General features: G+C 53.4%; 11 protein-coding genes. 2 read left to right on the plus strand and 9 right to left on the minus strand.

Features of this window, described 5'->3' with window-relative positions; all coding sequences use genetic code 11:
• Window positions 1–146: 146 nt before the first annotated feature.
• The 8 genes from ACO6VE_RS03595 to ACO6VE_RS03630 form a co-directional block, all read right to left on the minus strand.
• Window positions 147–1,211 carry a type VI secretion system baseplate subunit TssG gene (locus tag ACO6VE_RS03595; protein WP_422459740.1) on the minus strand — a complete coding sequence of 355 codons (1,065 nt, stop codon included), beginning with the start codon at window positions 1,209–1,211 and terminating at the stop codon, window positions 147–149.
• Window positions 1,175–2,965 carry a type VI secretion system baseplate subunit TssF gene (gene tssF / locus ACO6VE_RS03600; protein ID WP_422459742.1) on the minus strand — a complete coding sequence of 597 codons (1,791 nt, stop codon included), beginning with the start codon at window positions 2,963–2,965 and terminating at the stop codon, window positions 1,175–1,177. Before tssF ends, ACO6VE_RS03595 begins: the two co-directional genes overlap by 37 nt.
• Window positions 2,958–3,434: a type VI secretion system baseplate subunit TssE gene (tssE, locus tag ACO6VE_RS03605; RefSeq protein ID WP_422448083.1), complete on the minus strand. Its 477-nt coding sequence runs from the start codon at window positions 3,432–3,434 to the stop codon at window positions 2,958–2,960. The genes tssF and tssE overlap by 8 nt, the downstream gene beginning before the upstream one ends.
• The gene (locus tag ACO6VE_RS03610) at window positions 3,431–4,717 is read right to left on the minus strand and encodes a type VI secretion system contractile sheath domain-containing protein (protein WP_422459744.1); all 1,287 of its coding nucleotides are present in this window, start codon (window positions 4,715–4,717) and stop codon (window positions 3,431–3,433) included. Before ACO6VE_RS03610 ends, tssE begins: the two co-directional genes overlap by 4 nt.
• Window positions 4,717–6,198 carry a type VI secretion system contractile sheath large subunit gene (gene tssC, locus ACO6VE_RS03615; RefSeq protein WP_422448087.1) on the minus strand — a complete coding sequence of 494 codons (1,482 nt, stop codon included), beginning with the start codon at window positions 6,196–6,198 and terminating at the stop codon, window positions 4,717–4,719. Before tssC ends, ACO6VE_RS03610 begins: the two co-directional genes overlap by 1 nt.
• Before the next feature lie 100 nt (window positions 6,199–6,298).
• On the minus strand, window positions 6,299–6,859 hold the full coding sequence (tssB, locus tag ACO6VE_RS03620) for a type VI secretion system contractile sheath small subunit (RefSeq protein WP_422448089.1): 561 nt from the start codon (window positions 6,857–6,859) through the stop codon (window positions 6,299–6,301).
• Between the two features lie 31 nt (window positions 6,860–6,890).
• Window positions 6,891–7,430 (minus strand): Hcp family type VI secretion system effector, encoded by a 540-nt coding sequence (locus tag ACO6VE_RS03625; RefSeq protein ID WP_422448091.1) that lies wholly within the window; start codon window positions 7,428–7,430, stop codon window positions 6,891–6,893.
• 26 nt (window positions 7,431–7,456) lie between these two features.
• Window positions 7,457–8,881, minus strand: a complete 1,425-nt coding sequence (locus ACO6VE_RS03630; RefSeq protein ID WP_422448093.1) for an ImpA family type VI secretion system protein — start codon at window positions 8,879–8,881, stop codon at window positions 7,457–7,459.
• 344 nt (window positions 8,882–9,225) lie between these two features.
• On the opposite strand from ACO6VE_RS03630, the gene ACO6VE_RS03635 reads away from it, so the two are divergent.
• Window positions 9,226–10,497: an aromatic amino acid transport family protein gene (locus ACO6VE_RS03635; protein ID WP_422448095.1), complete on the plus strand. Its 1,272-nt coding sequence runs from the start codon at window positions 9,226–9,228 to the stop codon at window positions 10,495–10,497.
• A 237-nt stretch (window positions 10,498–10,734) separates the two neighbouring features.
• Window positions 10,735–12,150, plus strand: a complete 1,416-nt coding sequence (locus ACO6VE_RS03640; RefSeq protein ID WP_422448097.1) for an L-serine ammonia-lyase — start codon at window positions 10,735–10,737, stop codon at window positions 12,148–12,150.
• A 1-nt stretch (window position 12,151) separates the two neighbouring features.
• Here the strand turns inward: ACO6VE_RS03640 and ACO6VE_RS03645 are convergent, their stop codons facing one another.
• Window positions 12,152–13,510 (minus strand): protein kinase domain-containing protein, encoded by a 1,359-nt coding sequence (locus ACO6VE_RS03645; RefSeq protein ID WP_422459746.1) that lies wholly within the window; start codon window positions 13,508–13,510, stop codon window positions 12,152–12,154.
• Window positions 13,511–13,682 lie beyond the last annotated feature (172 nt).

The raw sequence follows: 13,682 nt of genomic DNA on the forward strand, positions 1-13,682 counted from the left end.
TTGTCTGGAAATAACTTCCCTATTTTCATTGCCTGACTCCGTTCGGACTGAGCTTGTCGAAGTTCGGTGGCACGACCCTTCGACAAGCTCAGGGTGAACGGAAATCGGGAACTTATTAAAAGACAATTCCTTGGCTGTACTCCAGCTTAAAAAAAACGGCTGCCCCACTTACTGGATTGATGTTCCGGGAAATCCACCGTGACTCTCTGCTCTGGATACAATTTCGATAGCAGACAGCTGAGACGCCCAAGACGGGCAGTGTGGATAGCCGGTCTGGCAGACAATTGCGGTGCAGACAGGCAGTGACGCGGGCAATTAATCTGCAGTCGGAAGCGAACCAGGTTGGCAAAATAGATGCCGCACATCTCCATAATGGCCGGTGCCAGCTGTCGGTCCCGGGTGATCGCCTGGTACTCTGCCCCGGTATTGATCACAATCACCACGTAAACGCAGGAATACAGCAGATAGCCGGAATGGCCCAGCAGGCAGCTCGCTCCCAACCGGCCCACACAACGGCTGCGATAACCCACCCGGGAGTGCAATTGTGTACGACAGTCTGGTGCCACTGGTATTCTCATCGGGGGGGGTGACTCCAGACGGAATTTCAACGAAAAATAGTCCTCCAGGATTAACGACAGTAATTTCAGGTTGGAGGTTTTCCGGCCAATAACGGCGATGTAGCGCACCAGGTTATTCACCGGGATAGTTTTCGGTGAGGGCAATCCGCCCAGTGCCAGCAGCCGTTGTCTCGGGCTCTGGGCACTCCCCGGTTTCTGTTCAAACAGCACGGACAGGCTGGAATCCAGGGTAATCTGGCTGGTGTGTCTGAGGATCTGGTCATTAAAGAGGGAAAAAAAGCCTGATATGCTCTCAGGCGTGTCCTCCCGGCCTCCACTCAGCCGCATCTGCTTTTCCAGATCCTGGTAAACATAAGGCAGTGTGCCGTAATAACCGTGCAATGCCGGCTGGGTAGATAGCAGACGCCAGCCGCTGGCAACTCGACACACCTGGTACAATTCCCCACAGGGAAAGCGATAAGCCGGATCACAGGCAAAGCGCAGCGACACCTGCGCCAGACCATCGCCACGGTGTTCAATGGGCTGGGGAATCTGCCCCAGCACCCGCAGGGCCTGGGCGGCCTGCCAGCGCCAGGGTTCCTGCTGCAGGGAGGTAATCAGCGATTGATCTGATAACCATGACGGCGTGTACATCGAATATATTCTCCCTGATGCCCTTTCAGCTGAATGACCACCTGGATAAAACTGTGGAAGCCGGCAAAACGAACGGCCAGATAGTCCAGCAGGTTGCTGAACATCATGATGCTGGATTGTTTCAGTTTGATCGGGTCCAGCTCAAACACCACTTCACTGCCCTGCAACAGGCACTGGTGGCCATCAATACGAATCTGCGCCACCTGTGGCTCTACCCGAATGGCTGACATGGATTCCAGCCAGGCGACCCCTGTCGTTGTTTTCCGCTGCGCGTACATGGACAACAGGTTACGGAATTGTCTGGCCGGGTCCCGGGCCTGAAATATTGAGACAATGTTTTCGCTGAGCAGCACCAGCAGATTGAGCCGGGTCTGAATATCCAGCTTGCGAGCGACGGGTGCCGTAGGCCGCATCAGCAGCCTGACGTCGGTGGGCAGAATAATATTATCCAGACACTCAAGCCCGGGATTGGCCGGCAGGTCCAGCACCTGATTACCGTTGCTGCAAGTCACATGGGGAGACAGCACCATCACCTGATTCCGGCCGGGGTCCATATCCGTGTGGCTAATCTCCAGATGACCATAACGCCCGGTATCCACATCCACCGGCCGGTGCAGCCAGAAGCAGTGATGCTCACCGTCGTTATGTTTCAGGCCATATAACGGCGGCAGAACCACCGGCTGCTCACCGGTAATATCCAATACCTCTGTGACCGCCTGGATCTCCACCGTATTGGGACTATAGCTATCGGGGATCAGGGGATAGTCCAGCTGCCGGTGATCAACCACCACCGGTTCGGCAATATGGTCAAACAGGTTGACCAGAGGGGCGCAGCCCTGCAGAAAGCGAAGCTGGTCTACTCCCAGCAGCATTTCATCGGGCATATTTTCCAGGCAGAACAGCAGGCTGACCTCACGGCTGTCGAACTGTTGCAGTTGTGTCCCGATCCCGTTCAGCCGGAACCCGAAAAACAGCTCCGGCAGCGAGAGCAGTTCAGTCACCATCTGGTAGTCAGAAAAAAAAGTATGTTCCTGGCTTAACAGCCGGTCGCCTTCGCCAAAACCCACCGGTGCAAATGATGCCAGGGGTAGCTCATGGTAGCGGCCCTGCCGGTCCACCAGCAGAATCCTGCACAGATCCCGGCATAGCAGGTCATACATCAGCGTCTGCAGGCGGGCGGTACCCCGAAAATAGATGGTCAGCCCGTAGTCATCCGCCAGTTCATTGAATCGCCGGGACTCATCAATCATGGCAAGATCCAGCCCGAGCATGGCCACCGCCAGTTCCGGGCAGGGAATGTTGTCCCGGCCAAAGGGGCGACGCTCAATATGGGTACTGACAATATCAAACGGACAAAGCTCCAGCTGGCGGGTAGTCCGGAACTGGCAGTAGCGATCATCATCGATATAAGCCCGGAAGCGGGTGCCCTGTGGCAGGGTCTTCACAGATGACTGGTCCATATCGGGAGCAACCCGGATCATACTGACGGAAGGCAATGGCTGCACACACAGTGGAAAAATCACCTGGAGCAGGTCAGTGGAAATCTTACCGGACTCCCGGGCGGCCTGACGCGCCATTCTGGCGGTCAGCAGGGCAAACGATTCCATCACCCTGGCCACATGGGGATCATCCACCGTGTCATAGCTGATCCCGAGGCTCTGGGCCTGCTGGGGATGCTGTTCGGCAAAGTGCCGGGCCCCCTCCCAGAGCAGGGTCAGTTCCCGTTCGTACCAGGCCAGCAATGAATCAGGCAATGCCGTTCTCCTCTTGACCCGAAATAACCCCCATACCCAACTCCTCAGTGTTGACAATATCCACCCGGGCATCCGTCAGGTTCAACACTGAATCGAAACCCACCGGGACCCGCTGCTGCCGATCCACCAGTACGCCTTCAATATGAAAACGGATACTGTTGACCCGCTCATTGAGGGCCACCATCTCCACCACAACCTCCGTGAGCCGTGGTTCGTAATACCGCAGCAGCACCTCAATCTCTCGCGATAACCGACTGGCCTGAAAGTAGCTGCGACCGAGATGATCAACCGACAGGCCATAGCGCAGCAGCGACCGCCGGGCGAGCGGATAATCATCACCCGGAGCCAGCAGCGGCTGGCGGGATTCCAGCAGAAACCGGATATTTTCCAGCACCGACAGGCGCAGGTCTGTGGTGCGCTCACCGGATGGCTCTCGGGCCAGCAACAGCTCCAGCAGACTGACGCTCATTCCGTCTCCCTCAACTCGCTGGTATCGGTTTTCAATAGCAGACTGCTGTTAATGACATCGAACTGGTACTGGGGCTGCAGCTCAACTTCACAGTAATAGATACCCAGGCTCTCATTGCCATGAATCGTCACCCTGGATTTTTTCAATGGATAACTGGCCAGTACCGAGTCGTCGGCGTAATCGGCATTGGAGGTGTAGCCCTGCAGCCAGGTGTTCAGCTCCCGCTGGCAGGATACGGCGCTATCGTAGCTGCCAATATGCTCCCGGATCAGCACTTTCAGATAGTGCCCGAAACGGCAGCCGATCAGTGTCGTCTGCAACATATTAATAATCCGTAAATCATCGCCTTCCCAGCCGGACTGATGGAGCGAGCAATTGCTGAAAAAGGCCAGATCGCCACTGAGATAAACGGTGGTCAGGGGGATAAAACCCTGACCGCTGTAAAACTCTTCCAGAGAGTCAGTGAGCCGCAGCCAGGCGGCGGCGGACACTGTCGCACGTTTTTTCACCAGTGCCCCACCCCGCTCACCCGGTACCCTGAGGAAGCCAAACCAGCGAATCCGGTTAAACTCCTGCAGGACATTACCAGCAAAGGCAAAAGCGCTATTGCCCCACAGGTAATCACTGCCAACGCCGTATACCGGGTGCTCATTAAAAAGGATTCCCTGGTAACAGTGCTGCCAGGGTGTCCTGAGCAGCACTTTGGGAAAGGCCAGCCCGAGAAAACGACTGCAACCCAGGCTGCGCAGTCGACGCCAACCGGCAAAATCCTGACTGTTGAGAATACGCTGAACCCGTTCCGGATCGGTCCAGACATCAATATCGCTGGTGCCGAGAAAGTTTTCTGACACTGTCATCACCACCGGACAGAGGGATTCCTGGCCCAGCTCCGCCAGCAGCTGCAGGGTATACAGATCATCGTAACCAGTGACCTCATCCACCTCCGTGGTAATCGCCTGGTCCACCACCAGCAGCCCAAACGGATGGCCGCCAAGGGTATTGAGCTCCTGCCGGTTAACCAGCCGGAACAGCACTGACGTCTGTATACTGGTACTTAAATTCAGATCATGGGACAGTTCAGCCCAGCTCATACTCAGGAGCCGCACCCGTACCGGAGCCACACCGGGTACCGCATCCATCATATACAGCAGACCACGCCACAATGACTCCAGTGCTTTAAAACGAGGGTGCTGAATGATAGTACAGAGCTGTTCGGCCACCTCTTCATCAATGGCGGCCACCAGTTTTTGTGCCAGTGCCTCGGCCTGTAGCGAACCATTCATTAGCCCGGAATATTGGCCACCATCCGCAAAGAGGTGGTCAGCTCTTCCATCTGCAACCAGGGGCGCAACCAGGCGATGGCGGAATAACAGCCGGGGCGGCCTGCCTGTTCCTGTACCATTATTCTGGCTTCCCGCAGCGGCGTTCTGGCCCGGGCTTCATTACCCACGGCGTTGGGGTTGGTGTAGAGACCGATCCAGGTGGACAGGTCTTTCTCCACATCCACCGGGTCCATGGCCGAACCGATTTTGTCCCGGCCCATCACCTTGAGATAGTGGGCAATCCGGGAACTGGCCATCATATAAGGTAACCGGGCCGAAATGGCCGCATTGGCCGTGGCATCAGGATTGGTATATTCCTTCGGCCGATTCAGGGTCTGAGCGCCCATAAACACCGCGTAGTTGGCATTTTTGTAATGCACCATGGGCAGCAGCCCCAGGTCCGACAGCTCCTTTTCCCGTTCATCGGTCAGGTTAACTTCGGTAGGACACTGTTGTACCCGGTCACCGGCTTCAGAGACATAGGTGTAATTGGGCAGGTTCTCCACCTTGCCACCATTTTCCAGCCCACGAATGGCGGTGCACCAGCCAAAAGCGGTAAAGGCATTGTTGATCAGCAGCCCCATATCATAGGCAGCATTACTCCAGGTGAAATCGCGGTTGGAGCGTGGCCGATGCACACCATCCCGGCCTTTGGGAAACTCCTCGAAGTTAAACCCCCTGACCGGACTGGCAGCCTCGCCATAGGGCAAACGGGCCAGGGTCCGGGGCATGGTCAGGGCAACATAACGGGCATCATCGCTGTCCCGGAAGGCATTCCAGCTGGCGTAGGCAGAAGCATCAAACCCTGCGGCCACCGGCCTGCCTGCCCCCAGCTTGCGGATATCATCAAATTCAAACAGTCCGGGCGATGCGGCGGCAATTAAGGGTGAATGGGAAGCGGCAGCCACCACCCCCAGGTAGCGCAGCAAAGCGACATCTTCATCATTGTGGCTGAAGGTATAGTCAGCCAGCAGGACACCGTAAGGTTCCCCCCCTGCGGTACCAAACTCATGCTGATAAACCATATTGAACAGACGACTGCGGTCAATAGCTGGGGCCTCTTCAAACTGCTCCAGTAACTCATCCCGGGTGATATCCAGCACCCTGACCTTCAACCGGGAACCCAGGTCGCTGTTACGGATCAGCTTATTAAGACCACGCCAGGAGCCTTCCAGCTTCTGAAATCCCTCCTGATGCAGTACCTCACTGAGTTGCCGGGATATCTTATCGTCCAGGGCCGCCACCGCCTCTTCAATGGTTTTGGTCAGGTTTTTGCTCCAGACCACCGTCCCTTCCAGGGCCTGGCGGGTCAGGGTAGCCAGCAGATTCCTGGTGGTATCCGGTGCCGTTTGCCCGGTAGCGGCTATGGCCCGGTCCAGAAAGCTTTCTGCCAGTTCCGGGGTTGCCTCAGTGGCAGACGCCTCAGCCTGTTCATCGCTCATATCAGTTCACCATGTTTTGCACCACAGAGATTGCAAAGACCTCTATGGAAAAGGAAAAAATCTCACATTTTCCTGTTTCCTGCTGTTCCCGGTGACCGGTTCAATCCTTACCCTCACCGGCATCACCAGAGGCACCGAGGTCATTAGCATCAATACCCAGCTCGCCGGATAGCCCGGTCAGGGCATCGGTACTCTGCAGTACTTCCTTCAGCAGGGCCTCCAGATCCCGGGAACGGTCCGCATGGGCCAGTAACTCCCTCAGCTGATTCCGTACTGCCATCAGTTTGCGCAGGGGTTCAATCTGCTGGACCACATTGGCCGGCTCAAAGTCTTTCATGGAGGCAAACGACAGGTTGACGGCAAACTCAGTATCATCCTCGCTGCCTTCATCACCGGCACTGGCCAGTTTATTGGCCACTTTCAAATTCAACTGGGGACCAATGGTGGCCATGACCGAGTCAAAGTTATCCTGATCGATATCAGTGAAGTTCCGGAAGTCCACTTCTTCTTTGTGGCTGTCCGGCTTATCGCCGGAAAACTCACCAATAACCCCGACCACAAAAGGCAGCTCCCGTTTTTCCAGGGCACCGTTGGTTTCCACATCGTAGGTAATGCTGACCCGGTTTTTACTGATGCGTTTATGCTGTGTATTCAACGCCATAATCTTTGCCCCTGTTATTCCTCAACTGGCCCTAACCTTTACTGGAATGGGATTCCGCCTTGCCGGTAGGCAGGTCGTAGGTGACATCGCCACCAGGTTCCAGCTTACCGCCTTCGCCTTCATTCCAGTGTTTCACCTTGACCTTGCTGTAGGCCAGGGCAATGCTCTCAAACGGGGTAGCACCGTCGGACGCACTGAGGCTGTAATTGACAATCCGGGCATTGGTTAACTGCAGCTGCAGGTAAACCTGTGCCCCCTGACCGGAGCGATCAGGCTTGGTCACAATAATATCAACGGTGTCGCCTGTATCCCCGGGCACATACATCCGTGAGAGAATATTTTCCGAGGCACCATCCATCTCCTTGCTGACAGTGATTTCACTCATGGCCACCATGCCGGCATCACGATTCATACCATTGCCAATATCCATACTTACCGACCGGGCGGCACCCCAGTTGAAGGAGCGAATGGCAAACCAGCCCTTGCCAGCGACACTGTCTCCACCGGTATATTCAGCCGTAGCATCACCTTTACTCGTGGCTTCGCCCAGCTTCATGTACATATTGGCCATAACTTTTTCCTCAGAAACGGTGCTGGTTACACAAGGTCATCCAGATTACTGATATTGAGCCCTCCGGGGGGATCGGAAACGGAAGGGACAGGTTCAGTAATAACCTCTTGTTGACGACTTACGTTGTCTGCATAGTCAGGTGGTGATGTCGGAGGCTCAGGTTCCGCAGCGGCCTGCTCAGGGGCCAGTGTTTCGGTCAGGACCGCAGGAATATGGCTGAGCCCTGCTACACCGGGGCCGGGAATGGGGACCTGATGGCTGGTATTCATGCCGGTTAACTCCATAATCCGGCCCATAAGGTTATTGTTATCCTGCAGCAGCTCATTCATTAATTCAGGCAACGGCGTATATCCCCAGCGGATCGCTTTCTCCAATAAATACGACACCGGACTCTGAGGTTCGGTACGCTGAAAATAATCGGACAACAGCCTGAGCTGCTGGAATGCCTGGTTGCGGTTAAACGATGGATCAGTCCCGGCGGCCTGCTGCTCGCCAGCGTTGCCTGTTTCATTCTGGACGACAGTTTCCTGCACACTCGCGTCTGGCTCGGCAGTGTCCCTGGGGAAATCTGTGATACCGTGGTTATCCCGGGCAGCCTTGCGAACATCCGGTGGCCAGGGGGTAATCAACCCCTCGGTGAGGTCAGCAATGGCCTGCAGGTTGGCCTCCAGGGCCTGACGCAGAAACCGGCTGCCCGGCGCGGGCATATTTATTTTTTTGAAATGCTCTATCAGGGTCTTATCCAGGGCATCAAGCCCATCAAGAACATCCTGAATGTCGTTTATTTGCGTAACAACAACGTTAATGTCGTCTGTGTCGTTTTGCTGGGAAGATGAAAACGCTATCTTAACCTTCTGTTTCAGCTCGTTGCGGCTGGCCTCTTCATGCTGGTAGCAGACATAGTCAATATCACTGACCAGGGGCAACATGCGCAGGGGCACGGCAATCTGGCAACTGTCCTCTGATTCACCGAACAGCAGCTTCAGGGCCCGCCCCTGAACCTCAGCCCGCTCCATACCGGCGTTATCCGGGTCTGCTGAGCGAAGCTTTTCCACCGGCAGAAAAGGCTGTATCTGCTCGCCAAATTGATTGATACAGAGGTCAATCAGCTGAATCACCAGGGCCAGTTGCGCAAAGGGACGGCTGGTAAACAGCTGAGCCATGGCCAGCCATGCCAGGCACTCCAGGTCCCGGGAAGATTTCTCCAGAACCTCCAGCAACAGGGTGCGCAATTGCAACCAGTTCTCCCGGTTTTCGATCTCCAGAATATCCAGCTCTGTGGGATCCGGATTCAGGGAGAGTTTCTGCAGACTGGTTTGGGCGATGTTGTAGGCATTGCGCAGGGGACGATACAGTTCACGATTGCTTTTCAGGTATTCTCCCCCCGGTGACTCCTCCGACAGAGGCACCAGAAAGGCATCAAACTGCTCGACAGATAACAACCCTTTCATTGCAGAAACATGCTGGTCATTTTCAATAAATTAGAAGACAGATTAGTTCCACTTTTATTGATCTGCCAGATTCTGTCGCTTAACTGAAATTGCCCGCTTCTAAATCCGTATATACCGAAAGGATATAGAGTTGCTGCGATGCTACAAGCGTCGAACTCCCGGTAGCCTTGATGAAGGTGACGGGGGGAGCCGGACAATAACGTAGAACATCAGATCATAAAGCCCCTAAAACACACCACCACACTACAAAACAAAAATAATCATTTTGACATACATCAAAACACACAATGCATTAATTCTGTACAGTCCGCGCAACTCATTAAATAATGACTGGATAACACAAAATGTCACAAACCTTCACTCAATCCATTGCTATAAATAATGCCTCGACGGGCGGTTGGGAGAAACGTGATACACAATGGATGCTGACACTGTTTGGCACAGCTATTGGTGCCGGCGTTCTATTTTTACCCATTAACGCAGGTCTTGGTGGCATCTGGCCCCTGATTCTGATGACCATCCTTATCGGCCCCATGACATTTTTGGCCCATCGCGGTCTCAATCGCCTGTGCCTGTCCTCCAAAAATCCCCGGGCCGATATTACCGAAACCGTTACCGAACATTTTGGTCAAAAGGCTGGAAGCCTGATCACTCTGGGCTACTTTGCTTCCATCTACCCTATCCTTCTGATCTATGGCATTGGTATTACCAACACTGTCAATTCACTGATGGTTAATCAGCTGGGGATGGCAGAGCCAAACCGTGCAATCCTGAGCTTTGTGCTTGTGGCCGCCATGGTCAGCGTTATGGTCGCCGGTCAGAAGACCGTACTGAAAGTCACCAATGCCATCGTATACCCGCTGATCATTGTGCTTTTTGGGACCTCTGTGTATCTGATTCCCCAGTGGAATACTGCCCAGTTTGATGTTTCTGTTTCCGCTGGCGACTTTCTGAAAACCGTTTTCCTGACCATTCCGGTGCTGGTATTTGCCTTTAACCACTCTCCTGCCATCTCTTCTTTTGCCTCAACCTATCGCAGCGAGCTGGGAGATAACGCCGAACAGCAGACCAGCAAGACACTGAAGCGCACCACCATGATGCTGGTCGGTTTTACCATGTTCTTTGTTTACAGCTGCGTTCTTACCCTGTCGCCAGCAGAGCTGCTTCAGGCCAAGGCTGCAAACCTGCCAATTCTGTCCATTTTTGCCGAGCGCACTGACAACCAGATCTTTGCCTGGCTCGCTCAGGTTGTGGCGATTATTGCCATCTCTTCATCCTTTTTCGGGCACTACATGGGAACCCGCGAAGGCCTGCAGGGCATGATCGTTAATCGTGCCAGGGCACAGGGGAAGCAGGTAAACCTTAAAGCCATCGATAAAGGGGTTATCGTCTTTATCACTTTGTCAGTATGGGCTGTTGCTTATGCCAATGTCAGCGTCATGGGCATGATCGAATCACTGGTTGCCCCAATTCTGGCCATGATTCTGTTCATCCTGCCGGTATACGCAACCCATAAAGTACCAGCAATGGCCAAATACCGCTCAAGGGCCAACATCTTCACCGTGGTGATGGGCTTGATTGCCATTACTGGCTTTATTACTTCCCAGTTGATGTGATCCCCCGCCGGGGCCCTGCGGCCCCGGAACAGTCACAATCATCATTCGGAATACCGGCAGAGCCGATGGCACTCCCGCAATATCAGTCCCAAACAAATGACGGCACAATAGGACAAGAACTCTTCAGGTACTTCAGGTAAAAGTGCCCGAAACAGCCATGTGCTTCAAAGCAGCAATACCCTGACAGGCATCAGAAATCCGCCGCTTACTTTAACCTTTTTACCGAACCAGCAAACTATGCTCAGTATTTTTGATATTTTCAAAACAGGCATTGGCCCATCCAGCTCACACACAGTGGGTCCAATGTGGGCAGGACACCGCTTTCTGAACGAGCTTGAAGAAAAAGGCATCCTGTCCAGTATCTCATCCATTCGTGTTGGTCTTTATGGCTCACTGGCGCTCACTGGTGTTGGCCATGGCACCGATAAAGCCACCCTGCTCGGCCTGGCCGGTTATCGCCCGGACACTATTGATCCCGATGAAGCTGATCAGATTTTTGCACATATCAAAACCAATAAAGCCCTCAAGCTGGCCTGTAAACACGCCATTGACTTTGATTACCACAAGCATCTGATTTTCCATAACGGAGAAACGCTGCCTGAGCACCCCAATGGCATGCGCATTTTCGCTTCCGACAACAATGGTGTGGTGATTTATTACAAGTCTTATCTTTCCATTGGCGGTGGCTTTGTGGTCTGTGCCGATGGGTACAATCAGCCAGAGGCGGCCAACAGCTCGGAAGACTCCTGTCAGATCCCTTATCCTTTCAGAACCGCCGCAGAGCTTCTTGACCTTTGCCATGAGCATAACCTGACCATTGCCCAGTTGACTATTGCCAATGAAGTTGCCCGGCATCAGGGTGATGGAGACCTGGTAAATGACAGGATTGATGCCATTTGGGCAGTCATGCACGCCTGCATCGAACGGGGCCTGCGTATGGAAGGAACCCTTCCGGTCAGTGGCCTGAAGCGCCGTGCCGCGAATATGCATAAAAAGCTGACCAGCAACCCTGAAGCCATGCTGATGGATCACTTTGCCATCATGGACTGGGTAACCCTGTTTGCCATGGCCGTTAACGAAGAAAATGCCTGCGGGGGCCGTGTGGTCACGGCTCCGACCAACGGTGCTGCTGGCGTTATCCCGGCGACGCTGGCCTATTACACCCGCTTTATCTCGCGAAATAATCAGCAGGGAATTCGTGATTTTATTGCCACAGCCGCTGCCATTGGCTCGCTGATCAAGATGAATGCGTCGATTTCCGGAGCCGAAGCGGGCTGTCAGGCTGAAGTAGGCTCTGCATGCTCAATGGCTGCCGCAGCGTTGGCTGCCATTCAAGGTGCCACCATGGAACAGGTGGAGAATGCCGCTGAAATCGGCATGGAACATCATCTGGGCATGACCTGCGACCCCATCGCAGGGTTAGTGCAGATTCCCTGCATTGAGCGCAATGGCATGGCCGCCATCAAGGCCATCACTGCGTCCCGTCTGGCCATGCGTGGCGATGGTGACCATGCGGTGTCGCTGGACAGCTGCATTGAAACCATGTATCGGACAGGGTTGGATCTTCAGGCCAAATACCGGGAAACCTCATTGGGTGGCCTGGCCGTGTATGCCAGGGCACAACCGATCAAAATCGTTAGGACAGCCTCCTAGTTCATGCTCTGTTGTTAACCGCGAAAACCTGGGTCTTTTTCGCTTCCTCAGCACTGGAGATACATTTTTCAAACCACTGATAATGCAATGCTTGGGAAGGGAGAACGCGTAATGACGGGTTTGGGTGTAAAAGATCATTGATTAAGCAAACCATCGGCTCAAGGTAGCTTTTTAAGGCCTCAGCCGTTTGGGTCAATGTATTGAAATCCTGGATATTTGGATGGCTTACCGAAGCTACTCTCAAGCACAGTTGCTCCAGGCTTTTTTTATCATTGGGTATGGCCTTATGGTAAGTGTTATCAGGCTTTACGGTTTCGTATCTCTGCATGGCGTGGGAAAGTGCCAGAGCCCGGGCTTGACGCTCTGAGGGAAAAAAGGTGCATAGTTCGGCATCGTGACAGAAGCTGACGGCTGTTCCGGTTTCCAGCTCTTTCAGAACTCTGTAGAGACTTTGACCATAAGCAAACGCATCGTCTGCTGTTTTTGCCGGGATATGTGCGTTCAGGTCTTGCAGTAATTTGAACGTATCCGGTGCGGCGAAATCCTCACTGCCAAAATGCGAACTTTCTCCGGCTACTGCCGCTTGTCCGAAGTCCAGCTGTTTAACGCTTTGGGTATTCTGGTCAAACATACAGTTAAATGGTTTAACATCAGAGTGAACAATCCCTTGTTTTTCAAGATGCGCCAGGGCAAACAGTTGCTGTTCTTGCAGATGGGCATAGGCATTAAAAAATTCGTCAGGCGTGATAATTCCTGTTTTCAGTTGGTGTATGAGTGTGATGGTCAGCGTTTGAAGATTTTGCCCATCTATGAACTCAAAAAGTAATCCTGACCGGTTATCGACCTCCTCAAAACCATAGCAATTTACAATGTTTGGATGGTCGCCTACTTTTTTCATTATCACTGCTTCCCGATTCAGAGACTCTATAGCCGCTTCGTGACGGGAGTTTGTTATTGGCCTTTTCAGGGCAAAACTTTCAGAGATTCCATGAACATCCATTTGTTCGACCAGGTCAACAATCGCAGTGGCACCGTGTCCAAGTGTTTTAGTGATTGAAGCCTGTTCGCTCAGTATTGAGTGGTCACTGTTTTCCCAGAAAACTGAATCTTCCGAAACCTCAGAGCTTGGGGTCAGGAGTATTCCGGTATCTTCGACTGATAACCCGGAGCGACTGGACAAAGAGGTGCTGCGACTTTCATAGCCAACGTCATTTTCAGTTGTGGGGATGTGTTTTGTGACAGGTGGGGTTTTGGTTGTATTCGTGGGCTGCCGGTCAGCCTGGTCGGTATGGGCTTCACTCCCCTCCTTTTCAGAGTTGATATTGGAAGGAGTTGAGGCAGAAAGGTTGAGTGGTTTCATTGCCTGTAAAGTTTAGTTGCCCTGATAGAGCAACTTATCGACATGAAAGGCAACGACTTTGCCAAAAAAGCCGGATTCGGTCTGAAACTTCCTGCATATCAATGAATTACAGTTCATCATCATCGCAAATAACCGCTGCTGCTGGAAATTTACCGGATCCGCCCCCAAGGCA

The organism is Endozoicomonas sp. ALB115 (assembly GCF_049310245.1).
In the GTDB taxonomy this organism is placed as follows: Bacteria; Pseudomonadota; Gammaproteobacteria; order Pseudomonadales; family Endozoicomonadaceae; genus Endozoicomonas.